Annotated in this window: 22 protein-coding genes; 9 read left to right on the top strand and 13 right to left on the bottom strand. The window is 68.0% G+C overall.

The genetic code is table 11. The annotated features are described in order from the left end of the window. Nucleotides 1–3 precede the first annotated feature (3 nt). Both ACSVDO_RS23205 and ACSVDO_RS23200 read right to left on the bottom strand, forming a co-directional pair. The gene (locus tag ACSVDO_RS23205; RefSeq protein ID WP_489596599.1) at nt 4–1,218 is read right to left on the bottom strand and encodes an efflux RND transporter periplasmic adaptor subunit; all 1,215 of its coding nucleotides are present in this window, start codon (nt 1,216–1,218) and stop codon (nt 4–6) included. Between the two features lie 195 nt (nt 1,219–1,413). Continuing rightward, nucleotides 1,414–2,262 carry an alpha/beta hydrolase gene (locus ACSVDO_RS23200; RefSeq protein WP_489596597.1) on the bottom strand — a complete coding sequence of 283 codons (849 nt, stop codon included), beginning with the start codon at nt 2,260–2,262 and terminating at the stop codon, nt 1,414–1,416. A gap of 168 nt (nt 2,263–2,430) precedes the next feature. On the opposite strand from ACSVDO_RS23200, the gene ACSVDO_RS23195 reads away from it, so the two are divergent. From ACSVDO_RS23195 to ACSVDO_RS23165, 7 genes are all read left to right on the top strand, one after another. Then, nucleotides 2,431–3,345: a LysR family transcriptional regulator gene (locus ACSVDO_RS23195; RefSeq protein WP_332539441.1), complete on the top strand. Its 915-nt coding sequence runs from the start codon at nt 2,431–2,433 to the stop codon at nt 3,343–3,345. 151 nt (nt 3,346–3,496) lie between these two features. Beyond that, nucleotides 3,497–3,982: a sigma-70 family RNA polymerase sigma factor gene (locus ACSVDO_RS23190; protein ID WP_489597391.1), complete on the top strand. Its 486-nt coding sequence runs from the start codon at nt 3,497–3,499 to the stop codon at nt 3,980–3,982. Nucleotide 3,983: 1 nt separating this feature from the next. Then, on the top strand, nt 3,984–5,015 hold the full coding sequence (locus ACSVDO_RS23185; protein WP_489596595.1) for a FecR family protein: 1,032 nt from the start codon (nt 3,984–3,986) through the stop codon (nt 5,013–5,015). Nucleotides 5,016–5,471: 456 nt separating this feature from the next. Next, on the top strand, nt 5,472–7,928 hold the full coding sequence (locus ACSVDO_RS23180; RefSeq protein ID WP_489596594.1) for a TonB-dependent receptor: 2,457 nt from the start codon (nt 5,472–5,474) through the stop codon (nt 7,926–7,928). Then, nucleotides 7,928–8,209 carry a hypothetical protein gene (locus ACSVDO_RS23175; RefSeq protein ID WP_332537929.1) on the top strand — a complete coding sequence of 94 codons (282 nt, stop codon included), beginning with the start codon at nt 7,928–7,930 and terminating at the stop codon, nt 8,207–8,209. The genes ACSVDO_RS23180 and ACSVDO_RS23175 overlap by 1 nt, the downstream gene beginning before the upstream one ends. Next, nucleotides 8,206–9,765 (top strand): PepSY-associated TM helix domain-containing protein, encoded by a 1,560-nt coding sequence (locus tag ACSVDO_RS23170; RefSeq protein WP_489596592.1) that lies wholly within the window; start codon nt 8,206–8,208, stop codon nt 9,763–9,765. Before ACSVDO_RS23175 ends, ACSVDO_RS23170 begins: the two co-directional genes overlap by 4 nt. Continuing rightward, entirely contained in the window at nt 9,762–10,055 is a 294-nt protein-coding gene (locus ACSVDO_RS23165; protein WP_489596590.1) for a DUF3325 family protein, read from the top strand. Before ACSVDO_RS23170 ends, ACSVDO_RS23165 begins: the two co-directional genes overlap by 4 nt. Here ACSVDO_RS23165 and ACSVDO_RS23160 read toward each other — a convergent pair. Both ACSVDO_RS23160 and ACSVDO_RS23155 read right to left on the bottom strand, forming a co-directional pair. After that, on the bottom strand, nt 10,032–10,895 hold the full coding sequence (locus tag ACSVDO_RS23160) for a transglutaminase-like domain-containing protein (protein ID WP_332547524.1): 864 nt from the start codon (nt 10,893–10,895) through the stop codon (nt 10,032–10,034). The two genes, ACSVDO_RS23165 and ACSVDO_RS23160, sit on opposite strands and share 24 nt — an antisense overlap. A gap of 208 nt (nt 10,896–11,103) precedes the next feature. Further along, nucleotides 11,104–11,976 (bottom strand): LysR family transcriptional regulator, encoded by an 873-nt coding sequence (locus tag ACSVDO_RS23155; protein ID WP_332537925.1) that lies wholly within the window; start codon nt 11,974–11,976, stop codon nt 11,104–11,106. A 93-nt stretch (nt 11,977–12,069) separates the two neighbouring features. Here ACSVDO_RS23155 and ACSVDO_RS23150 point away from each other — a divergent pair, with 93 nt between their 5' ends. Then, complete coding sequence (locus ACSVDO_RS23150; RefSeq protein WP_489596588.1) at nt 12,070–13,305, top strand: alpha-hydroxy acid oxidase; 1,236 nt, start codon at nt 12,070–12,072, stop codon at nt 13,303–13,305. Between the two features lie 52 nt (nt 13,306–13,357). Here the strand turns inward: ACSVDO_RS23150 and ACSVDO_RS23145 are convergent, their stop codons facing one another. From ACSVDO_RS23145 to ACSVDO_RS23135, 3 genes are all read right to left on the bottom strand, one after another. Beyond that, on the bottom strand, nt 13,358–14,332 hold the full coding sequence (locus ACSVDO_RS23145; protein WP_489596586.1) for a Bug family tripartite tricarboxylate transporter substrate binding protein: 975 nt from the start codon (nt 14,330–14,332) through the stop codon (nt 13,358–13,360). A 250-nt stretch (nt 14,333–14,582) separates the two neighbouring features. After that, nucleotides 14,583–15,275 carry an RraA family protein gene (locus ACSVDO_RS23140; RefSeq protein WP_489596584.1) on the bottom strand — a complete coding sequence of 231 codons (693 nt, stop codon included), beginning with the start codon at nt 15,273–15,275 and terminating at the stop codon, nt 14,583–14,585. Next, nucleotides 15,272–16,264 carry a hydroxyacid dehydrogenase gene (locus ACSVDO_RS23135; protein WP_489596582.1) on the bottom strand — a complete coding sequence of 331 codons (993 nt, stop codon included), beginning with the start codon at nt 16,262–16,264 and terminating at the stop codon, nt 15,272–15,274. The genes ACSVDO_RS23140 and ACSVDO_RS23135 overlap by 4 nt, the downstream gene beginning before the upstream one ends. 119 nt (nt 16,265–16,383) lie before the next feature. Between ACSVDO_RS23135 and ACSVDO_RS23130 the strand changes: the two genes are divergently transcribed. After that, a complete protein-coding gene (locus ACSVDO_RS23130; protein WP_489596580.1) occupies nt 16,384–17,292 on the top strand; it encodes a LysR family transcriptional regulator in 909 nt (302 codons plus the stop codon). A gap of 1 nt (nt 17,293) precedes the next feature. Here the strand turns inward: ACSVDO_RS23130 and ACSVDO_RS23125 are convergent, their stop codons facing one another. The 6 genes from ACSVDO_RS23125 to ACSVDO_RS23100 form a co-directional block, all read right to left on the bottom strand. Further along, entirely contained in the window at nt 17,294–18,169 is an 876-nt protein-coding gene (locus tag ACSVDO_RS23125; protein ID WP_489596579.1) for an IclR family transcriptional regulator, read from the bottom strand. After that, nucleotides 18,166–18,579, bottom strand: a complete 414-nt coding sequence (locus ACSVDO_RS23120) for a PaaI family thioesterase (RefSeq protein ID WP_332537919.1) — start codon at nt 18,577–18,579, stop codon at nt 18,166–18,168. Before ACSVDO_RS23120 ends, ACSVDO_RS23125 begins: the two co-directional genes overlap by 4 nt. A gap of 10 nt (nt 18,580–18,589) precedes the next feature. Continuing rightward, nucleotides 18,590–19,552 carry a Bug family tripartite tricarboxylate transporter substrate binding protein gene (locus tag ACSVDO_RS23115; protein ID WP_489596577.1) on the bottom strand — a complete coding sequence of 321 codons (963 nt, stop codon included), beginning with the start codon at nt 19,550–19,552 and terminating at the stop codon, nt 18,590–18,592. Nucleotides 19,553–19,626: 74 nt separating this feature from the next. Then, entirely contained in the window at nt 19,627–20,859 is a 1,233-nt protein-coding gene (locus ACSVDO_RS23110; protein WP_489596575.1) for a CaiB/BaiF CoA transferase family protein, read from the bottom strand. Nucleotides 20,860–20,862: 3 nt separating this feature from the next. Beyond that, nucleotides 20,863–22,005 (bottom strand): FAS1-like dehydratase domain-containing protein, encoded by a 1,143-nt coding sequence (locus ACSVDO_RS23105; protein WP_332537916.1) that lies wholly within the window; start codon nt 22,003–22,005, stop codon nt 20,863–20,865. Nucleotides 22,006–22,059: 54 nt separating this feature from the next. Continuing rightward, entirely contained in the window at nt 22,060–23,775 is a 1,716-nt protein-coding gene (locus tag ACSVDO_RS23100) for an acetate--CoA ligase (protein WP_489596573.1), read from the bottom strand. Nucleotides 23,776–24,075 lie beyond the last annotated feature (300 nt).

Here is a 24,075-nt window from a genome sequence, read left to right as displayed (position 1 = left end):
CGCTCAGGCGGCGGGCTGTTTCGCGTCCTTGGCCGCGATTTCTGGCTTGTTCGCCATGGGCACGTCCTGGGCCTCGATGCGCGCGCCGGGGCGCACGCGCTGCAGGCCGTTGACGACAATGCGCTCGCCGGCCTTGAGGCCCGAAGTGACGATGCGCAGGCCGTTGACCGGCGCGCCCAGCTGCACTTCGCGGTACTCGGCGACTTCACCGGCGCCGACAACCATCACGTATTTCTTGCTCTGGTCGGTGCCGACCGCGCGCTCGTTGACCAGCACCGCGGAGGTGGCGCCGGACTGGCCCATGCGGATGCGCGCGAACTGGCCGGGCATCAGCGCGCCGTCCTGGTTCTCGAACACCGCGCGCACGCGCACCGTGCCGCTTTGCGCATCGACCTGGTTGTCGATCAGCTGCAGATGGCCGGCATGCGGCGTGCCGCCGGCCGTGCCCGTGCCCATCTGCACGGGAATGCGCTCCAGGCGCGCGCGAGCGTTCTCGCTGCCCAGCGCGCGCACCACCACCTGCTCGTCGCTGTCGAAGCTCGCGTAGATCGGGCTGACCGAGACCATGGTGGTCAGCACCGGCGCGCCCGCGCCCGAGGCCACGAGGTTGCCGACCGTGACTTCGATGCGGCCCACGCGCCCGGCAATCGGGGCGCGCACCTGGGTGTAACCCAGATTCAGGCGCGCGGTCTGCAGCGCGGCCTGGACGGCACGCAGGTTGGCGTCGGCCTCGCGCTGGGCGTTGACGCGCTCGTCGTGTTCGCGCTGGGCAATCGCGCGCTCTTCCCACAGGCGGGTGGAGCGCTCCATTTCGCTGTGGGTATACGACAGCCGGGCCTGGGCCGCGACCACCTGGGCCTGGGCGCGATCGACCTCGGCGTTGAACGGCGCGGCGTCCAGCGTGAACAGCAGGTCGCCCTGCTTGATCAGCGCGCCTTCGCGGAAATGCACGGCCTGCACGGCGCCGGCGACGCGCGGGCGGATGTCCACGCGCTGCACGGCTTCGAGGCGGCCGGAGAATTCATCCCACAGCGCGACGTCCTGCTGCACCACCTGGGCGACGGACACGGGAATCGCTGGCGGCGCGGCGGGCTCTGCCGGAGCCTGGGCCGAAGCCTGCAGGCCGAAGGCCGCGCCGCCGACGACGGCAATCGCGGCGGCGGCAATCGCCGCGGTGCGCCAGCGCTGGGGCAGGGAGGAGAAGAATTGTTGCTTCATGGTCGGTCTTGGTCTTGAAAGGTGGTGAAAGCTGGAAGTCGGCGTTTTGCGGGCGCAACGCTCCCTTCCGGCGCAAAGGTCGGACAACAAAAGGAAAATCGGGGGCGGCCGTGCGGCAACGGCTGCGCCAGCGCGTCCCGGCGTCGGCCAGGGCACGCAGCTGTCAGGCAGCAGGCGTCAGGAGCTCAGAGTGAATCAGGCCGGGTCGGGCGGCCGACATCGGGTGGTGCTGAAGAACTGCTGGAACTGGTCCTGCACTTCCTGTGCACAAGGGCATGGCCGGGGATCGGGAATGAGCAGCGCATCGGGCCACTGCTGGGCCTTGTCGAACACATGGCGCGTCACGGCCAGGCCCGCGGCTTCGAGCCGGGCCGCATAGGCCAGGGCTTCGTCGCGCATGGGATCGTCCTGGCCGACCAGCATCAAGGTGGGCGGCAGGCCGGCCAGCCGATGGGCGGTGCTGGGCACGGCATAGGGGTGGACCGCATCGCAGGCCGAGCGCAGGAACTGCAGCCAGCCTCTGGCCCATTTGCAGTCGGTCGCCGTGCCCGTGGCGGCGCGCAGCGAAGGCGTGCCCACGCAGGGGTCGAGCATGGGAGACAGCAGGATCTGTCCGGCCAGCGGCGGATGGCGCTGATCGCGCGCCATCATGCATACGCCGGCCGCCAGATTGCCACCGGCCTCCTCGCCCGCCAGGTAGACCTGGGCGCCCTTGCCTGCAAGCCGCGTGCGGTGCTTGAACGCCCACTGCAGCACTTCGAAGCCGATCTCCAGCGGACGCGGAAACGGATGTTGGGGCGACAGCGGATAGGCCACCGACACCACGCGCGCGCCTGCCGCTTCAAGCAGATGGGCCACGGTGCAGCCGTTGTCCAGCGTGCCGGAGATGAAGGCCCCGCCGTGGAAATGCACGACCAGTGGCAGGGTCTCACCGGCCTTCTTGCTGCCATAGGTGCGCACCACCACCTCCTCACCGGACGCCAGCGCAATGGCGGCGTCGGTATGGAGCGATGGCGATGGGCGGTCTGACGAAGGTGAAGTCATGGTGTGATCCGGGCGGAACCGTGGAGACACAAATGTAAACGTTCGCGCCTCCCCCATAAACCCGATAAACGTTGCCGCACTGTTTCCAAATCCTGAACAATGGCCATGCAGCGCGCATGTCAGAATTCGCCACCCCACTGACCGACCACCACGCCCCAAGGAGAGCCCATGGATCAGATACAAGCCATGCGCACGTTTGCGCGTGTGGTGGAGGCCGGCACCTTCACCCATGCAGCCGATTCGCTGCAGCTGCCCAAGGCCACCGTGACCAAGCATGTGCAGGCGCTCGAGGAGCGCCTGCGCGTGAAGCTGCTCAACCGCACGACGCGCCGCGTCACCGTGACCACCGACGGCGCCGCCTACTACGACCGCGCCGTGCGCCTGCTCGCCGATTTCGACGACATGGAAGCCAGCATGACCCAGGCGCGCGCCAACCCGCGCGGCCGGCTGCGCATAGACATCGGCACTTCGGTGGCGCGCATGCTGATCATTCCGCGCCTGGCCGAATTCCAGCAGCGCTACCCCGACATCCAGATCGATCTGGGTGTCAGCGACCGCACCATCGATCTGATCAGCGACAACGTCGACTGCGTGATACGCGGCGGCGAACTCAGCGACCAGTCGCTGGTCGCGCGGCGCATAGGCAACCTGGAGTTCATCACCGTCGCCACGCCCGGCTATGTGGCGAAACACGGCAGGCCCGCCCACCCGCTGGACCTGGAATCGGGCCACCGCATCGTGACCTATTTCTCGCCGGTCTCGCAGCGCCGCTATCCGCTGGAATTCCACCGCGACGGCGAAGTCGTGGAGATTGCCAACAACCCCCACCTCACGGTGAACGAAAGCAATGCCTATGTGTTCGCCATCGTTGCCGGCCAGGGCGTGGGCCAGATCACCACCTTCCAGGCCCAGCCGCATCTGGAACGCGGCGAGCTGGTGGCACTGCTGCCCGACTGGCCCCAGCCCGCGCTGCCGGTCTACGTGGTCTATCCGCCCAACCGCCATCTGAGCGCCAAGGTGCGCGCCTTTGTCGACTGGGCCGCCGAACTCTTCGCGCAGAACCCGCTGCTGCAGCGCGCCTGAGCACAAAGCCCTTCGGTGCCTGCGGTGCGCGTGCGCGGTCGGCGCAGGCACGCATTAGAATGGGAACCATTCTCATATATTGAATCCATTCACCGTGCATTGCCTACAGGAAGGTCCGCCCGCCGCCGTGGAAACGGCCTTTCAGCAGCAGATGCATGCGCTCTACAGCGCGCACCATGGCTGGCTATTCGGCTGGCTGCGCCGCAAGCTGGGCTGCGGCCACCATGCGGCCGATGTCGCCCAGGACACCTTTGTGCGCATTCTCGCCTCGCGCAATGGCCTGCTGGGAGTGCAGGAGCCGCGCGCTTACCTCGTGACCACGGCCAAGCGGCTGATGATCGACCAGGCGCGGCGCGCGCTGATCGAAAAAGCCTATCTGCAGGAACTCGCGCTGGCGATGTCTGCGAACCAGGGCGCGCCTTCGGCACAGGAGCTGCTGGAAGCCGTGCAGGCGCTGGTGCAGATCGAAGCCGCGCTCGCCGGCCTGTCGGCCAAGGCGCGCCAGGCGTTCTTGCTGTGCTATCTCGAAGGCCAGACCCAGGCGCAGATCGCGCAGCACCTGGGCGTGTCGACCAAGATGGTGCAGAAATACCTGATCCAGGCGCTCACGCATTGCCATCTGGCGCTCGAAGGCTGAGATGTCGGGCGAGGTACCCAGCAGCGCGGAGATCGCGCGAGAGGCCGCGGCCTGGATAGTGCAACTCGGCAGCGACGACGCCGCGCAGCGCAGGCAGGCGCAGCAGGGCTTTGCGCAATGGCAGGCACAGGATCCGCGCCATGCCCAGGCCGCGGCGCGGCTGCAGGCCTTTGTCGCCCAGGTGCAGCAGCTGGGCAGCGGCCCGGGCGAGGCGCGCGCTGCGCAGGCCGCGCTCGATGCCGTGCACACGCAGCGGACAGCCGCCCGCCGCCGCCTTACGGCGCGTGTCGGCGGCGCGCTGGCCCTGGTCGTGCTGCTGGCCCTGCCCGCCTGGCTCACGCTGCACAACCACCCGCCCGCGCTGCTGTGGAGCGACATGCATGCCAGCAGCGGCCAATGGCGCGAGCGCCGGCTCAGCGACGGCTCGCAGCTCACGCTCAGCGGCGTGAGCGCGGTCAACTGGCGGGTCAGCGACGAGAGCCGCGTGCTGGAGCTGGTGCGCGGCAGCATCCTGGTCGAAGTCGCCAGGGACGCGGCGCGGCCGTTCTATGTGCAGACGCCGCTGGGCCGCATTCGCGCGCTGGGCACGCGTTTTGCCGTGAGCTATGACAACGGCCAGGTGACGCTGGAAATGCTCGAGTCGCGCGTGGCGGTGCAGACGCCGCAGCAGTGGCAAAGCGGCAGCGATGCAGCCCTGGTGGTGCAGGCCGGCCAGCGCCTGCGCCTGGGTGCCGAAGGCGTGGCCGCGGTCGAAGACATGGACGCGCAAGGCGTGGAACAAGGCTGGCGCCGCCACGAGCTGGTGGTGCAGGACCGGCCCCTGCCCGAAGTGCTGGACCAGCTCGCGCGCCACCACCCGGGCCCGATACGCTTCGACCGCGCGGCGCTGGCCGACATCCGCGTCTCGGGCGTGCTGCCGCTGGACGACACCGCGCAGACGCTGCGGCTGCTGCAGCGCTCGTTTCCTCAATTGCGCATGCGGTTCTTGGCTTCGCGCTGGGTGTGGGTGGATTTGCAGCCGGTGGGGTTCTGAACGTTGCGTTACTTGGCTTGAGGACAGGGCATTCATGGTTAGACGCGCCCGGCCAGGGAGGCTCACCACGAACGGATTAGTGGCAGCGCCGCTTTCTGTAGACCGTTCGTCCTGAGCGGGGTAAGCGAGCCAAGGTCGCGCAACGCACTAGGAAAAACAGCAGGCCTCAACTCCCCGTTCGTCCTGAGCTTGTCGAAGGATGAACGGCCTGCGCTCAAGTCATGAGGACGGGCCGTTCATGGTTAGACGCGCCCGGCCAGGGAGGCTCACCACGAACGGATTAGTGGCAGCGCCGCTTTCTGTAGACCGTTCGTCCTGAGCCTGCCTCGCCGGCCGCGTCGAAGGATGAACGCCCTGCCCGCAGAAAAACCATGTGCAAATATTTTGCCATTGAGGTTCCACTTTCCCGATCTCATCCGTCAATGCCTGTGAACACCACCAACAAGGACTCTTCACATGCGTGACGGACAACGCCCCAGCCCGCGCGGCTGCCTTTCGCCGCTGGCGCTTTCCCTGACGCTGGCTCTGGCAAGCCTGGCCACCACCGCCCAGGCCCAGACTGCAGCCAGCAGCCCATCGGCCCAGCGCTTCAGCATTGCGGCCGGCCCGCTCGCGCCCGCGCTCAACCGCTTTGCCCAGCAAGCCGGCGTGGCCCTGGTCATGGACGCGGGCCGCGTTGCGGGCCTGCGCACCCAAGGCCTCAACGGCAGCTACAGCGTGCAGGACGGATTTGCGCAACTGCTCAAGGGCACGGGCCAGGCCATACAGAAATCGGACGCCGGCTATCTGCTGACGCCCGCGGCTGTCGCCGCAGCGACGACAGCGCCTGCGGCGCAGTCGGCCTATGCCTTGCCTGAAGCCGCACCGGTCCCCGAGGCCGGCCAGGACCAGCCGCTGCAAGCCGTGATCGTCCAGGCATCGCGCTCCAACATGGACGCGCAGAAGGCGCCGCAAAGCGTGCAGATCATTGGCCAGGCCGATATCGAACGCCAGATGGCGCTGTCGACCAATTCCTCGGATGTGCTGAGCAATCTGATTCCTTCGTACACGCCCAGCCGCGGCAAGATGAACGGCAGCGGCGAGACGCTGCGCGGACGCACGCCGCTGATACTGATTGACGGCGTGCCCCAGTCCAACCCTATCCGCCCCACGGGCCGCGAATCGCACACCATTGACTTCGCCATGGTCGAGCGCATCGAAGTCGTGCATGGCGCCAATGCGATCAACGGCCTGGGCGCGACCGGCGGCACGATCAATATCATCACCAAGCGCCCGGAAAACGGCGCGTTCAACCAGCATGTGGACGTGCAGGCCACCATGCCCGGCTCCAGCCCCGGCAGCGAGACCATGGGCTACAAGACCAGCTACCGCGTCAGCGGCCGCAAGGACCAGCTCGACTACCTGTTTGCGATTGCCGCCGAGGACCAGGGCCTGTACCGCGACGCGCGCGGCCGCTCGATTGGCACCGACACCACCCAGGGCGATCTGATGGACTCGCGCAGCTACGACATGCTGGGCAAGATAGGCTATTGGCTGGACGACGAGCAGCGCCTGCAGTTCTCGCTGAACCGCTACCGCATCAAGGGCGAGGCCAACTACCTGGCCGTGGCCGGCAACCGCGCCACGGGCCTGCCCACCACCTCGGTGCGCGGTACGCCCGAAGGCACGGCGCCGTGGAACGATGTCTGGACGTCCAGCGTCAGCTACAACCACTACGACCTGGCCGGCATGGAGCTGTCGGCCATGGTCTTCCACCAGGACTTCGAGGCGCTGTTCGGCGCGGACAACTCCGCCACCTTCCAGGACGCGGCCATCGCGCCCGTGGGCCGGCTCTACGACCAGTCGCGCGCCACCTCGGCCAAGCTCGGCAGCAAGGTCACGCTGACCAAGTCCGACCTGCTGGACAGCAAGCTCAAGCTCACCGGCGGCTTCGACACGCTGGCCGACAAGGGCAAGCAGGACCTCTACGGCACGGGCCGCACCTATGTGCCCGAGTCCACCTACCGCAATCTGTCGCTGTTCCTGCAGGGCGACTACCAGCTGCATGAAAAGCTCGCGCTGCACGCCGGGGTGCGCCGGGAGCATGCCGAGCTGGAAATCGACAGCTACCGCACCCTGGCGCGCTACAACCGCGTCGCGGTCGCCGGCGGCACGCTCAAGTTCGACGAGACGCTCTACAACGCGGGCCTGGTGTTCTCGCCCACCGAGCACTGGAACATCTACAGCAGTTATTCCGAAGGCCTGGGCATGCCCGATGTCGGCCGGGTACTGCGCGCGATCAACACGCCGGGCCAGAACGTCGACGAGATGCGCAGCCTCAGCCCCATCGTCACCCACAGCGTGGAGCTGGGCACGCGCTACAAGCGCGGCGACTGGGACGCCGAAGCCAGCTGGTTCCGTTCCAGCTCCGACTACGGCACGCGCGTGGTGCGCGTCAACGACGCCTTCATGCTGGCGCGCGAGAAGAACCGCATCGAAGGCGTGGAAACCAGCCTGGGCTACCGAATCAACCGCGCGCACAAGGCCAAGCTGTCCTATGCGCGCACCAAGGGCCGGTATGACAGCGACGGCAACGGCAGCCTGGACGCGCGCCTGGACGGCCTCAACGTCGCGCCCGACCGCGTGATTGCCGGCTGGAACGCGCAATGGAACGGCAATCTGTCGTCCTTCGTGCAGGTGCAGCATGCGATCAGCCGGCATTTCGACGACCCGGCCAAGCGCTTCAAGGGCTATACGCTGGTCGACGCGAGCCTCAACTACAAGCTGCCCCAGGGCACGCTGCGCCTGGCCGTGGCGAATGTGTTCAACCGCGACTACATCAGCTACTACTCGCAAAGCGCGCTGGTCGAGCCGCTGCGCTATTTCGCGGGACGCGGTCGCACGCTGACCGTGGGCTACTCGCTGGACTTCTGATGCGCCACCCTGCCCTCGCCGGCGCCTGGCGCGCGCTGGTCGCGACCGGCGGCGGCTATGTGCTGGTCGCGCTGGCCGTCAATGCGCTTGCGGCGCTGCTCGCACGCGCCGGGCAGCTGCCTTCGGACGCGGTGGTGAGCGCGGCCATGCTGGGCTTTCCGGCTTACCTCGGCGTGCTGCTGTGGGGCCTGGCCTGCCCCAGCGGCGCGCGCCTGGCCTGGGTGCTGGGCCTGGGCTGCCTGGTGTTCGCACTGCTGGGCTGGCTGGGAGCGAAGGCATGAGCGCCGCGCCGCCAAAACCCTGGCGCCAGCGCCTGGGCCCAGTCCACACCTGGGTGGGCATTGTGCTGGGCGGCTTGCTGTTTGCGGTCTTCTGGATGGGAACGCTCAGCGTGTTCGATCGCGAGATCGACCGCTGGATGATGCCCGCGACGCGGCTCGCGTCGCCTGCCGGTCCGACGCGGCTCGCGTCGCCCGCCGGCCCGCCGCGGCTGGACGCGATCGCGCCGCTGGCGCAAAGCCTGGTGCCCGCGGGCGCGCGCCAGTGGCGCGTGGACTGGGCCACGCCGCGCACGCCCGTTCTGCGGCTGTCCTGGCAGACCCGGGACGGGCAGCGCGAACTGCGCTACCTCGACCCCGCGACATTGGCGCCGATGGCCGATCCGGGCACGCTGGGCGCCAGCGGCTTTTTCTTTCCCTTCCACTACGGCCTGATGCTCTCCTGGAACGACCTGGGCAAGTGGCTGGTGGGGCTGGCCGGCATGGCCATGCTGGTGCTGCTGGTCAGCGGCGTGGTCATACACCGCAAGCTGTTTGCCGATTTCTTCACCTTCCGCCCGCGCAAGCGCCTGCCGCGCAGCAGCCTCGATCTGCACAATGTCACGGGCGTGCTCGGCCTGCCTTTCCATTTCCTGATCACGCTGTCGGGGCTGGTGATCTTCTGGGCGGTCTACTTTCCCCAGGCGCACCAAGGCGTCTACGGCAGCGGCGCCAAGGCCAAGGCCGCGGTACAGGCCGAAGGCTATGGACGCTTCCGCCCGAACGCCGCGCCCGCCGCGCCGGGCCGGCCCCTGGCTTCGCTGGACGCCATGGCCGATCAGGCGCGCGCGCGCTGGGGCCCTGGCGCCGAGCCCTACTTCGTGCGCGTCTGGAAACCGGGCCTGGCGGACAGCTATGTCGAGCTGCGCCGGTCCTACGCCAGCGAAGTCTCGATGAACCTGGACCAGCTGTATTTCGATGCCGCGACCGGACAGTTCCTGCACCAGTTCCAGGCCGCGCCCGCGATGGCCGTGCAGCGCTTTTTCTCCGGCCTGCATTTCATCCAGTTCGAGCACCCGCTGCTGCGCGGGCTGTATTTTGCCTTGGGCTTGTCGGGCTGCGTGCTGATTGCCACCGGCCAGGTGTTCTGGCTGGCGGCGCGGCGCAAGGCCGCGGCGCCGGATGCACGCTGGCGCCTGGTCGAGGCCTTGGCCGTGGCCAGCACCACGGGACTGATCGCGGCAACGCTTGGCTTTCTGTGCGCCAACCGGCTGCTGCCACAGCACGCGCAATGGGGCGCGACGGACCGGCCCGGACTCGAGCTGCTGGCGTTCTTCGTGCTCTGGAGCCTGGCCCTGGCGCATGGCCTGGGCCGCGCAATGCAGGCCTGGCGCGAACAGGCCTGGGCGATTGCCGCGCTGGCGGCATCGGCGCTGCTGCTCAATGCCGTGACTACCGATGCCTACACGCGGGTCACGACGCCCTGGGCGGTGTGGGGTGTCGATGCGGCGCTGCTGGCGCTGGCCGCCACCGCGATCTATGCCGCGCGCCGCCTGAAGGCGCGGGGATTGGCGACATGAATACACTGCTGGCCGCGCTGTGCCTGTTCGCTGGCTGGACGCTGCTGTATTTCGCCAGCGCAGGAACGCGCAGCAAACTCGGCGATACCGCGCCCCGTCCGGCCACATGCAAGATGGCAGCGCTGCTGCTGGCCCTGGCCGCCTTCGCGCTGTGCACCGTGAGCCAGGGGCCCGGAATGGGCGCGCTGCTATGGCTGGTGCTGCTCAGCGCCTGTGCGTTTGCCGTCGTCGGTGTCGCCACCTGGGCGCCGCAGGCGCTGCTGCGCCTAGGCCGTCGACAGCGCCAGTGAGGTGTGCACCGGCATTTGCAAGCCGGCTGCCGCATCTTCGAGCGCCACCACATGGATATGCGGCTGCTCGCTCATCACGCCGCCAAAGATGGTCGCAAACGCCACGTCGGCCGCGTCGCGTCCCGTTGCCAGGCGCATCATGCCCATGGGAATCGCCGTGCCCGAAGGATCGAACTGGTACCAGCGATCGCCCAGGTAGACCTCGACATAGGCATGGAAGTCCGGCGGACCCAGGGCCGGGTCGGCGCCGTAGTCGGTGCCGGTGACAAAGCGCGCCGGCAGATTGAGCGCGCGGCACAGCGCGATCATCAGATGCGCGAAGTCGCGGCACACGCCCACGCGTTCGATCAGCGTGTCCACCGCCGATGTCGTGCCGCTGGAGCTGTTCGAGCGAAACGTCACATGCTGGCTCACCCAGTTGCAGATCGCCTGGACGCGCGCATAGCCTTGCGGCAGATAGCCGAACTGGCCCATGGCGAAATTCGACAGCCGGTCCGACTGGCAATAGCGGCTGGGGTAGATATAGGGCAGCACCTCGAGCGGCAGCTGGCGCACCGGCACTTCGCCGATCTGCGCCGGGTCCGCCGTGTGGTGGGAGATGTCCACCGTGGCACCGTATTGCACGGTGAGCGGGCCGGGCAGCGCGCTCAGCCGCAGGCAGCGCTGTCCCATATCGGGACTTTGCTGCAGCTCGCGGTAAGCGTCTGGCTGGCTGATCACCAGTTTTTCGCCGGACACTGCCTGGTGGGCGGTGTGCGCGGCATGGATATAGAAAAAGAAATCGGCTCCCGGTGCGAACACCGTATAGGACAACTCGATTTGGAGTTGAAGTCTGATCATGGTTGTCGTGGGCTACCAGAATGACAAGGAGAATTCCTGCGCCAGCGACTGCACACCTTCGCGCAACGCATGCTGGATGGCCGAAAGACCCATGCGCTAGCGTCAGTATGCGCTGCCCGGCGCCGGCAGGATGTCAGCAAACACCACCACTTCACTGCCATCCGTATGCCCACGCGGGCCGGCACTTCATGCCAGTCGGCACCGATGATCACGGCATTGCGGCTGCCGCCACGAAAGCCTGCTCCACGGCATCGAGCCGCTGCAGGCCCGCGTCCGCGCTGCGCCGCACCAGGCAGATCTGGCGCACGGGTGCGTTTCTGCCCAGCGCGATCTCGCGCACGCCATAGGCATCGCGCAGCTGGTAGCGGATCTTGGGCAGCACCGACACGCCTATGCCCGCGGCCACCATGGCGACAATCGCATCCATGCCCGGCACATCGAGCAGCGGCTGGCGCTGCGGCAGCAGCTGGTTGACGAAACGCGCGGCCATCTGGCCGGCGACGACGCCGCGGTCCAGCCGTATCCAGGGCGATTGGCCCAGGATCTGCTTGACGGTGCCGGGCGCCATGTTCGCGGGTACGACCAGCACAAAGGGCTCGCGCAGCAGCGGCGTCCACAGCAGCCGGCTCGAGCCGCCCGAGACCGGCCGCACCACGACGGCTGCGTCGACGCGCCCGGCCTTGAGGCTTTGCAGCAAATCGGGCGTGGTGCCGCGATCGATCTGCAGCGCGATTTTCGGCGCCTGGCGCTGCAGCGCGGCAAAGGCCTGGGGCAGCAAGGTGGTCAGCGCCGACTCGGTGATGCCCAGGCGCACATGGCCCGCGGGCGCGGCATCGGCGGTGTGGCGCAGCGACTCGAGCTCGGCCAGGCTGCGGTTGACGACGGCCGCCAGCTGCAGCGCGAACGGCGTGGGCCGCGCATTGCGCGCCGAGCGGTCGAACAGCGGCTGGCCGAAGTACTGCTCGAGCTGCTTCATCTGCAGGCTCACGGCGCTGGGCGTGAGGTTCACCTGCTCGGCAGCCTGGGCAAAGCTGCCCTGCTGCACAACGGCGGACAAGGTCGCCAGCAACTGCATTTTCATGAGTTTTCCTCGTGTATCGAACGACGAATGATCAAACAACAATTGATCATTGTCTTCTAGCATGCAGGCTTGTTCAATCGATTTCGCCAGGCCATGACCTCCACTTTCCGCCTTGAAGACTTTGCCGCGCCGAACTCGGCATCGCCGGCGCGCGCGGGCACGCCCGCGCTGCCGCGCCGCCTGCGCAAGATGCTGTCGCTCGACGACTTCGAGCACGCGGCGCGCGCCTTCCTGCCCCGCCCCATCTTTGCCTATGTCTCGGGCGGCTGCGAGACCAACCGCTCGCTGCAGGGCAACCGCAGCGCCTTCGCCGACTACGGCTGGCAGACGCGCATCCTGAAGAACACCGCGGCGCGCACGCTGGGCACTACGCTGCTGGGCGAGGACTGGGCGGCGCCGTTCGGCATCGCGCCCATGGGCATCAGCGCGCTGTCGGCCTACCGCGGCGATCTGGTGCAGGCCCAGGCCGCGGCGGCGGCAAACATTCCCATGATCCTCAGCGGCACCTCGCTGATTCCCATGGAGGAGGTGGTGCGCGCCAACCCCAGGGCCTGGTTCCAGGCCTATGTGCCCGGCGAGCCCGAACGCATTGCGCTGCTGCTGGAGCGCGTCGAGCGCGCGGGCTTCGGCACGCTGGTGGTCACGGCCGACACGCCGGTCTCGGGCAACCGCGAGAACAATCTGCGCGCCGGCTTCTCGACGCCGCTGCGCCCCAGCCTGCGCCTGGCCTGGGACGGCATCACGCATCCGGGCTGGCTGTTCGGCACGGCGCTGCGCACGCTGGTCCAGCACGGCATGCCGCATTTCGAGAACTCGCAGGCCACTCGCGGCGCGCCCATCCTGTCATCGACGGTGACGCGCGACTTCGGCGCGCGCGACCATCTGAACTGGGAGCATTTCGATCTGATTCGCCGCCGCTGGAAAGGCCAGCTGGTGCTCAAGGGCATCCTGCACCAGGACGACGCGCTGCGCGCGCGCGAGCATGGCGCCGACGGCATCATTCTCTCCAACCACGGCGGGCGCCAGCTTGACGGCGCGGTCTCGCCGCTGCAGGTGCTGCCGGGCGTGGTCCAGGCGCTGGGACCCGACTACCCGGTGATGATGGACAGCGGCTTTCGCCGCGGCAACGATGTGCTGCTGGCGCTGGCGCTGGGCGCGAAGTTCGTGTTTGTCGGCCGGCCCTTCAACTACGCGGGCGCGGTGGCCGGCGAAGCCGGCGTGCGCCATGCGATAGGCATACTGGCCTCGGAAATGCTGCGCAACATGGCGCTGATAGGCGTTAACGCTCCGGCCGAGCTGGGCCGTGAACATCTCTTTTCGCGCCCCTGAACGGCAAGACGCCGGCAGCGCTGCCGGCGTCTTTCGCTGCAGACCCAAAGCTTCATTCGAGCTTGATGTTGGCCTCGCGGATCAGATTGCCCCACTTTGTGTGTTCGGCCTTGATGAAGGCCGCAAACTGCTGGGGCGTGCCGGTCACCGGAATATTGCCTTCGAAGGCCAGCTTGTCCTGCACGTCCTTGCGCGCCAGCATGGCACCGACTTCCTTGTTGACGCGCGCCACGACCTCGGCCGGCAGGCCCGCGGGGCCGACCAGGCCCAGCCAGGTGGTGGCGTCGAAACCGGGATAGCCCTGCTCGGCCACCGTGGGCACCTGGCCTATCACCGGCAGGCGCTGGGCCGAGCTCACGGCCAGCGCGCGCACCTTGCCGGCCGTCATCTGCGACATCACCGAGACGCTGTTGCCGAAATACAGCTGCACCTGGCCGCCGAGCAGCTCGTTCATTGCCGGGCCCGCGCCCTTGTAGGGCACTTGCAGCACCTGGATGCCCGCGCGGCGCGTGAGCATCTCACCCGCAAGATGGCCCACCGTGCCGTTGCCCGCATGCGCAATGCTGTACTCGCCGGGCTTGGCCTTGGCGGCCTTGATGAAATCGGCCAGCGTGCGAAACGGCGAGTCGGCGCGCACCACCAGCACCACGGGTTGCACCGCGATCTCGACGATGGGCGTGAAGTCCTTGAGCGGATCGAAAGGCATCTTCGCGTAGAGCGCGGGATTGATCGACAGATTCGAGGCCTGGCCCATGCCTATGGTGTAGCCGTCGGGCTGGGCCTTGGCCACGGCGTCCAGGCCGATGTTGCCGGCCGCGCCGGGGCGGTTCTCGACAATCACCGTCCATTGGTTGAGCACGGTGAACTTCTCGGCAATCAGCCGCGAGGTGGCATCGGTGCCGCCGCCCGGGGGAAACGGCACGATCAGCTTGATGGGCTTGGCCGGCCAGCTGCTCTGGGCGAAAGCGCCCGTCGTGCCCGCGGCCAGCGCCAGCGCGCCGGTGTGAAGAAAAGTACGTCGTTGCATGGTTTGTCTCCTTTGGTTTATTTCTTGTTTCTATGCGCAGGCCACTATGGAGCGGGCGCAACTCCTGATAGAACCGTTCGTCCTGAGCTTGTCGAAGGGCCGTTCATCCTTCGACGCGGCCGGCGAGGCAAGCTCAGGACGACCGGAGGGCGTCATGCCTTTCAAGAGAAGCCGCTGCGACGCCTCCCCGTTCGTGGTGAGCTTGTCGAACCATGAACGCCCTATCCTCATAAATTGACCGCAAGCCGCTTTAGATCGGCAAGCCCTTTTCGCGCAGCACCGCGTCGAAACGTTCGGGATCGGCCGTGCCCGTGCGGTTGGTCTCGCGGATCTTGGCTTCCTTGAGCAGATGGGCGCGGGTCCTGGCGAGAACGCTCGCGGCCTCAGCGGCCGGCACGGCAATCACGCCGTCGGCGTCGCCGATGATCAGATCGCCGGGCATGACCACCAGGCCGGCGCAGGACACCGGCACATTGACTTCGCCCGGGCCGTCCTTGCTCGGGCCGCGGTGGGTATGGCCCTTGGCGAAGATAGGCATGCCGTCTTCGGCCCATTCGCACAGATCGCGCACCGCGCCGTCTATCACCAGGCCGCCGAGCTGCTTGGCCACGCAGGTGGTGCGCATCAGGCCGCCGACCAGGGCCTGCGAGACATCTCCGCCGCCGTCGATGACCAGCACATCGCCGGGCTCGACCATCATCAGCGCCTTGTGGATCATCAGGTTGTCGCCGGGGCGCACGCGCACGGTCACGGCCGGGCCGCACAGCACGGTCTCGAGCCGGCGGTGGTATTGGCGCAGGCCCAGGGTGCCGACGTTGCGGCTCATGGAGTCGCCAATCGCCGCCACCGGCATGTCGCGAAACGCGGCCACGGTTTCGGCGTCGGGGCCGGCGGCGCGGGGGTTGATGCGGTAGCCTGCGGGCCACGAAGGGGTAGTGCTCATCGGATGCTCTGGTGGTCTTGGGAAAACACCTGCGGGTTCACGCAGGCGCAAAGATCGGGGGATTGGCCGCGGAGAAAGCCCAGCACGTTGCGCGCCGCCCCCGTCGCCATGCCTTCGAGCGCCGCCGCGGTCGAGCCGCCCACATGGGGCGTGAGCACGACGTTGGGCAAGGCGGCCAGCGCGCTGCCGGCCGGCAGGGGCTCGACGGCCATGGTGTCCAGGCCGGCGGCAAACAGCGCGCCCGAGCGCAGCGCCGCGATCAGCGCCGGCTCGTCAATGACTTCGCCGCGCGCGGTGTTGACCACGATCGCGCCGCGCGGCAGCAGGGCCAGGCGCGCGGCGTCAAACAGGCCGCGCGTTTGCGCGTTCAGCGGAATGTGCAGGCTCAGCACATCGGCGCGCGGCAGCAGGCTGTCCAGCGCGGCGTGCAGCGCCACACCCTCGACCGGGCTGGCGCCGCGCAGTCCGGGATCGAAGGCTTCGACTTCCATGCCCAGCGCCAGCGCCACCTTGGCGACGCGCTGGCCCACCTGGCCAAAGCCGACCAGGCCCAGGCGCCGGCCCGCGAGCTGCACGCCGTCCTGGGCGCGCGTCCAGCGGCCGGCGCGCAGCTCGGCGTCCAGCAGCGCGACCTTGCGCGCCGCGGCCAGCATCAGGCCCAGCGTGAGTTCGGCCACCGACTGCGCGTTCGCGCCCGGCGTCACATAGACCGGAATGCCGCGCTCGCTGGCCGCGGCGACGTCGATGTTGGGCACGCCCACGCCATGCTTGGAGATGACTTTCAGCGTCGGGCAGGAACGGATGGCGTCGCCCGACAGCGCGACGGTGCGCGAGATGACGGCGTCCACCGGCTCGCTGGCCAGGATCTGCGCGACTTCGGCGGCGTCGTTGCCGTCGCGCATGAACAGCAGGCGGCAGCCCGCGTCCTCGAGAATGCGCTGGCCCGCGGGGGCAAGCTTGGGCGCGGTGATGAAAATCGTGAAGGCCATGTTGTCTCTTGTTGGGGAGGTGAATCCTGTTGGAAGTGGATTCTGCGCAGCGCAATTCATTCGGTCTATTGAATAATGGTGATTGACCCATTTCTTTTGGTAATTGATGAAAGCGCCCCATGGACCTGCATCTGCGCGATCTGCGCTACTTTGAAGCCGCGGCTGAAATGGGCCACTTCGGCCAGGCGGCCGAGCAGCTCGCGCGCAGCCAGCCGGCGCTGACCAAGTGCATTCAGCGGCTGGAAGAGGCGTTCGGCAGCCCGCTGTTCGAGCGCGAAGGCCGGGGCATACGGCTCACGCCCGTGGGCCAGATGCTGCTGGGCCGGGCGCGCATGCTGCGCAACACCGCCGAGGAAGTGGTGCGCCAGGTGCAGGAGTTCGCCCAGGGCCTGGCCGGCCATGTGCGCATAGGCAGCGGCCCGGTCGCGGCCGATCACCTGCTGCCCGAGGTCTGCAGCCTGGCACTGGAGGGCGGCCACAAGACCACGATCAGCATCGTTGTCGGCCCGAGCTGGGAGCTGCGCGAGCAGCTGCGCGAAGGCAAGATCGATCTGCTGATAGGCCTGACCATAGACGGCGACCCGACCACCATCTCCTACCCGATAGTCGAGGACGTGGTGGTCGTGGCCGCGAGCCGCAGCCACCCGGTGTTCGCCACGCCGAAGATCACCATGCAGGCGCTGCTGACCTACCCCTGGGCCCTGCCCGCGCCGGCCATTCCCAGCCGCCTGTGGCTGGACATGGCGTTTGCGAACCAGGGCCTGGCGCCGCCCAGCGTGCAGATCGAGGCGAGTTCCATTGCCCTGCTGCCGCGCATGATTGCGCGCACCCATCTGCTGAGCTTTGTCTCGCGCCACACCTTGGAACTGCCCGGCGGCGACCATCTCGAGGAAGTGCGGCTGGAAGCCACGACGCTGCGGCGCAAGCTGGGCGTGACCGTGCGCCGCGCGGGCGAGCTGTCGCCCGCGGCGCAGCGCATTGTCGAGCTGCTGCGCTCCCAGGGCGCGGCCCTTGCGGCGGCTTGCTGAATCAGGGCCGGCCGTCCAGCAGATCGACTTCCGTGCGCATGTCCTGCACCAGGCGCTGCACCGCGGCGCCGTCCAGCAGGCTGCTCATGCCCACGGCCACGACGGTGTGCGTGAGCTGCCGGCGCGCATTGAACACCGGCAGCGCCACCACCGTGAGGCCGCGCACGAAATGGTCGCGGTCCAGCGCCCAGCCCTGGCGCTTGGCGAGATCGACTTCGTTGCGCCAGATGGTGAAGCCGGGCGCGTCGTCCCAGGCAATGGCGGCATAGATCTTCTTGAGCTGTGCCGGGCTGGCATCGAGTTCGGCGGCAATCAGCCGGCCCGTGGCGCTGACCAGGCTGGAGAACTGGCTGCCGACATCGGTGTGCAGGCGAAACGGCTGATTGGACTTCGACAGCGCCAGCACCACCACGCTCTGGTGCTGGGTGACTTCGACACCCATGGCGGTGACGCCATGCGCGGCCGCAAGCCGGTCCAGGCCGGGCTGCACGCGCTGGGCAAAGCTGCCGCCTTCGAGCACGCTGCGCGCCAGGCTGATCATTCCGCCGGCCAGCGTATAGCGCTTGGTCGCGCTGTCCATCTGCACCAGATCCTCGCTGACCAGCACGCGCAGGATATGCAGGCAGGTGCTGGGCACCAGGCCCAGCTGGTCGGCTATGGCCTTGACGCCCAGCCCGGGCTGGCTTTCGCCCAGCAGGCGCAAGATGGCAATCGATCGGCTGACGGCGGGCACGGGCCGCACGCGCTGGGCCTTGGGTTGACTCGGTTCACTGACCATGCTGCGGGTTTTCTGCGGGCTGCGACGCAATGTCGGGCTGTCCAGCTTACCCGATGCGGCGCGCGCCAACGGCGTCCAGGCCATGTCCAGCGAAATCATGGTGCGCTCCTGGGTGGGGCGGCCTTCATGATGGCCTGGGCCTGCAGCACCGGCGCGCCGTCCACGCTGGCCAGGCCCTGCAGGAACAACAGACTGCGCGTGCGCTGCGTGATGCGGGCGCGCACTTCGACAAAGCCACCTTCGGCCACGCCGGCCAGGAAATGGCTGTCGAGCTGCAGCGTCAGGCAGGGCACGCGGCCCGCGGCCTGCCAGGCAACGGTGCTCAGCGCATGGTCGACCAGCGTCAGCAAGGCGCCGCCATGCAGCATGCGCGCCGGATTGAGGTGCTCGGCCCGCACCTGCAGGCCATAGGCCCAGTCATCGCCCTCGCGCCGGCTCCACAGCGGGCCGGCCAGGCCCATGAAGCCGGGCAGTTCGTGCGGTTTCCAGCCTTGGGCCTGCGCTTGCATCGCTACGCCCTCAATCAGCCTTCAAGCCCGCCGTGGAAATCACCACCTGCCACTTCTGGCGTTCGCTGCGGCCAAAAGCCTGCAGGGATTCCGGCGTGCCGCCCGCGGGCTCGAAGCCCAGCTCCAGCAGGCGCTGGCGCGTTTCGGGGCGCTGCAGCGCCTTGTTGAACGCGGTGTTGAGCGTCTGGATGATCTGCGCGGGCGTGCCCCTGGGCGCGTACAGCGCATTCCAGGCAATCACGTCGAAGTCGGGAAAGCCCTGCTCGGCCACCGACGACACGCCGGGCACCAGCGAGCTCGGCTGGCGCGATGTCACGGCAATCGCCCGCAGCTTGCCCGACTGCAGGTGCGGACGCAGGCTGGTCGGGGTGTCGACAATCGCCGTGAGCTGGCCGCCGATCAGATCGGTGATCGCAATGCTCGCGCCCTTGTAGGGAACGCCGAACAGCGGCACGGCCGAACGCTCCTTGAGCAGCTCTACGACCAGGCGCGCGCTGGTGCTGGGCAGGGCGATGTCGGCGCTGCGCGGCGCGGTCTTGACCGCGTCGACCAGCTGCCTGGCCGTGGTCAGCGGCGAGCTGCTGGCCACGGCCAGCACCATGGGAAAGGTGCCGACCATGACCACCGGCTCGAAGTCATGGCCGGCGTTGAAAGGAATCTTGGTGTAGAGGAACTCGTTGAGCACATGGGTGGCGTTGGTGCCCATGGTCAGCGTATAGCCGTCGGGATGGGCCTTGGCCGTGGCCTCGGTGCCCACGTTGCCGCCGGCGCCGGGGCGGTTGTCGATGATGATGGGCTGGCCCAGATCGCGCGAGATCTGGTCGGCGAGATAGCGCGTGGCGATGTCCGTGCCCTGGCCCGCCGGATAGGCGACGATGATCTTGATGGGTTTCGATGGATAGGTCTGCGCCTGCAGCGCGGCCGAAGCCACCAGGCCGATGATCGCGGCCCATCCCGATACGATGCGTTTCATGTCTGTCTCCTTGTGATGCCAACTGTTTTTCCTGCGCGGGGCCTGGCCCCGCGCAGCGGCTTTTCTTCTGTGGATCAGTGTTGGGGGGTGGCATGGCCCTCCTGCATTCTGCGGGCCGGCGCCTGGGGCTGCGCCTGTGCCAAACCCTCGGCCTGCTCTTGACCTTGCCCCTGCCGGCTGCGCGCCAGCACGGCGGCCCGGTCCTGGTCGAGCCGCGGCGGCGCCGCTCCAGGCACCCCGGGCGTGCCCATGAGCCGCACCGGTGAGCGTATGCCCTGGTAGTCGCCGCGCCGCACCAGCAGCTGCCGATGCTGGGTATGCGGATGCTCGAGCGCGGCGGCCACGCTGTTGACGGCCGCGGCCGGAACGCCCTGGGCCATCAGCGCCTCGGCCCAGACTTGCGCCGGCCGGGTGGAAATCGCCGCCTCGATGGCCGCGTACAGCGCGTCGCGCTGGCCCAGGCGCTGGGCGTTGCTGGCAAAGCGCGGGTCGGTGGCCAGCGCGGGCTCGCCCAGCGCGGCGCAAAAGCGCGCGAACTGCGCGTCGTTGAGAATGCCTATGAACAGCTCGCCGTCGGCCGCGCGGAACTTGTCGTAGGGCACGATGTTCGGGTGGGCGCTGCCCAGCGGCGCGGGCACTTCGCCCGAACAAAGCCAGTTCGCGCCATGCGGCAGCAGCAGGCTGATCGCGGTGTCGTAGAGCGTGGCCTCGACGCGCTGGCCCAGGCCGTCGCGCGCGCGCGCCTGCAGCGCCATCAGGATGCCGCTGAGCGCGACATAGCCCGTGAGGTGATCGACCACGGGAATGCCCACCTTGGTCGCGCCGCTGCCTTCGCTGCCGTTGATGCTCATGATGCCGCAGGCCGCCTGCAGCACGGCGTCGTAGCCGGGCAGCCCGCCCAGCGGACCGTCGGCGCCAAAGCCGCTGATGCTGCACAGCACCAGCCGCGGGTAGCGCGCGGCCAGCACTTCCTCGTAACCCAGGCCCCAGCGCTCCAGCGTGCCGGGAACGAAGTTCTCGACCAGCACGTCGGCGTTTGCCAGCAGGCCGTGCAGCACCTGCTGGCCGTCGGGCGTGGACAGGTCCAGGCTGATCGACTGCTTGCCGCGGTTGAGCGCGGAAAAGTATGCGGCCTGCTGGCTGGGCGTATAGGGCGGGCCCAGCCGGCGGGTCTCGTCGCCCGCGGGCGGCTCGACCTTGGTCACCTCGGCGCCATGGTCGGCGAGAATCTGCGTACACAGGGGCCCGGCCAGGACCCTGGTCAGGTCGACGACCCTGAGCCCCTGCAAGGCGCCTGCGCGTTCCATGGCTCAGGCTCCGCGGCTGGGCAGGACCACGACGCCGCCGCCAAGCACCGACAGCTCGTTGTCCTGGTTGTGCGCGATCTGCTCGATCTCGACCATGTGCTTGCCGTCCTCGACAAACTTGCGCACCACCTTGCCGGTGATGAACACCATGTCGCCTTCGGGATTGTGGCGGCGGATCTTGCAGCTGGCCTTGTGCAGGAAGCCGCTGTCGCCCATCCAGTTGGTCAGGTGGTGGGTCAGCCACGAGGTGCGCTCGGGACCGTAGTCGTAGGCACCGGGCGCGCCGACTTCCAGCGCGAAGTCCTCTTCCCAATGCACGCGCTCGGGCACGTCGGGAATGCCGAAGCGGTTCTTGATGCCCACGCCCGGGTGGGCGTCGATCAGCTTCCAGGCCAGCTTGTTGGCGCGGATGTAGAGGCCGCCCCAGCCCTGGGCATAGGCAATGAAGCCGGTCACGGTCATCGGACCCTTGAACATCGTCGGCAGGGCCTCGCCCTCCTTCACATCCTCCCAGTAGCGCGGCACGGCGCCGCGCACTTCCTCCTTGCGGTAGAGGTCGAAGGCCGCGGCCAGCTCCTCGTCGGTGTAGCTGCGCTGGCCGCGCTCGCGCGCCGCATCGTACTTGGTGCCGACTTCACGCGCATGGTCGCGCTCGGTGCGAAAGCACCAGCTGTCGGCCTCGGCCACCTTGTCGCCGTCCTGGTTGAAGAAATCCACGTGGTAGATCTGCTGCACGGCGCGGCCGGCAAAACGCGTCTGGTGTTCGATCAGGTCCTTGAGATAGGCCTCGGTGTGGATCTCGTCGTTGCGCCGCACGGGCTTGTGCCAGGTCCAGTCGGCACCCGACCACATCGCATGCACGCCCGGCAGGCCGCCGACATAGCCCGAGACGATGCGGCTGGTCGAGAACAGGAAGCTGGGCAGCGCGACGATGCCACCGTAATGCGACTTGGCCGCGTAGTCGGGGTCGCACCACAGCGGGTTGTCGTCGCCAATGCCATGGGCGTAATGGCGTATGTTGTCGCGCGTTGCCTCGTGACACCAGGGCTCGACGGTGTGGCCTATCTTGACGCCTATGCGCTGGCGCAATTCGTCGAGTCCGCTTTCGGTGATCTTGGGGAAATTGCGCTGGGCTTTCATGTCCATGGTGATGGCTCCTGGTTGAGAAATGGGGAATGGGGAAATGGCGCGGTGACGCATTCAGCCGGCAGTGCTGGACGGCCCTTCGACAAGCTCAGGGCGAACGGGGGGCGGCTCAGCGCGAACGGGGGGCGGCTCAGGGCGAACGGGAAGCGGCTCGGGGCGAACGGGCAAGGGCCCGGGCGCCGAACCGTTCGTCCTGAGCCCGTCGAAGGATGAACGGCCTTGCCCTGCCAGCTCGCGCTCGCGCAGCACCTTGCGATGCACCTTGCCGGCGGGCGTCTTGGGCAGCTCGTCGACCAGGGCCACATGGCGCGGGTATTCGTGCTGGCTCAGCTTGGTCTTGACCAGCTCCTGGATTTCGCCGGTGAAGGCGGCGATGTCAGCCGCCGGGCGGGTGCTGACGATGAAGGCCTTGACGACCTGGCCGCGCAGCGCGTCGGGCACACCGATCACCGCGGCCTCGAGCGCGTCGGGGTGCATCAGGATCACATTCTCGATCTCGACGGCGCTCATGGTCCAGCCCGCGGAAATGATCACGTCGTCGGCGCGGCCGCCGTGATAGAAGTAGCCGTCGGCGTCGATGCGGCCCAAATCCTTGGTCGGCAGCCACTGGCCGCGGCGCAGCACCATCAGCTGACCCGTGACGCCGGGCGCGCAGGGCTTGCCGTCATCGCCCTGCACCTGCACCTCGGTGCCCGGCACGGCCTTGCCGAGCGCGCCTTTCTTGACCGGAAAATCGGGCGCGCCGGGGTAGCTGGCCAGCACCACGCCGATCTCGGTCGTGCCGTACATGCTGCAGACTTCCAGGCCGAAGGTGGCGCGCACGAAGTCGGCGGTGTCGTCGTCTATGGGCTCGCCGGTGAACGACAGCTTCTGCAGCGCAAAGCGGTAGTCGCCGGCCTTGCCGCAGTTCTTCATCATGCGGTAGTGGGTGGCGGCCGCCGACATGTTGGTGAAGCGGTGCTCGGCCAGGCCCTGCAGCAGGCGCTCGGCGTTGAAGCGCCCGCTGTATGCGCCCACCGTGAGGCCCAGCGCCAGCGGCGCCAGCGTGCCATGCCACAGCCCATGGCCCCAGGCCGGCGACGACGGGCAGAAGTAGCGCTCGCCCGGGCGTATGCCCGTGCCGTAAAGCGCAGCCACCATCAGCGTCACCAGCGCCTTGTGCGAATGCTTGACGGCTTCGGGCAGCTCGCGTGTCGTGCCCGAGGTGTACTGGAACACCGCCAGGTCCGCTGCCCTGGACTGCGTCTGGTAGCGGGCGGGAAAAGCCGTGAGGGATTGCGCGAACCCGGCGTCGAACACCTGCACCGGCGGGTGGCCGGGAAAGCGCGCGGCGTCCTGCTTCTCGGCATTGGTGATCAGCAGCGCGGGCTGGCAGTCCTGCACCCGCAGCCGTATGCCGTCGGGGCCGAACAGCGTGAACAGCGGCACGGCAATCGCGCCGCGCTTGATCACGCCGAACATCGCGGTGTAGAAGGCGCGCGAAGGCTCGAGCATGATCGCCACCCGGTCGCCGGCCTGCACGCCGCTGGCCTCCAGCCAGTGCGCCAGCCGCGACGAGTCTTCGGACAGCTGGGCAAAGCTGATGACTTCCTCGCCGCCGCCGGCCTGGACCACGATCAGCGCGTCCCGGCCCGAGGCCGCATGGCGGTCCACGCATTCATGGGCAATGTTCAGCGCATCGCGGTTTCCGTCAAACAGGTCCCAGAGCCGTTCGGGGGAAAACTGGATCTGCGCATCGGCGTAGCTCTGGTAGTCGGTCAGTGATTTCATGGCGGCATCCAACGTCAGTGAGGGGTTGAATGCAGTTTTCTCCCGCTGGCTGCTTTTGTCAAATACGACTTCTATTTGTCTATAGACAAAAGTAAGCAAAACCAAAGGGCTCAATTGCAGGCGCAAATGCCAGTCTTGAAGACCTGGGCGGGTGCAGTGAAAGGCTGAAGACGGGGCGCGGGAACACCGGGAAATCCGCGTGCCGGCTGCGGGCCGCGCTCCTGTTTTTTCCGGCATTCAAGCCGGCGCAAAAGTGCCGCGCGGGCATGCATGCGGGCCTGGGATGAACCCGCGAGAGCG

It is taken from the genome of Comamonas sp. DB36, assembly GCF_057914905.1.
Note: the sequence above shows the minus strand (reverse complement) of the source record. Positions and strands in the feature narration are given on the sequence as shown.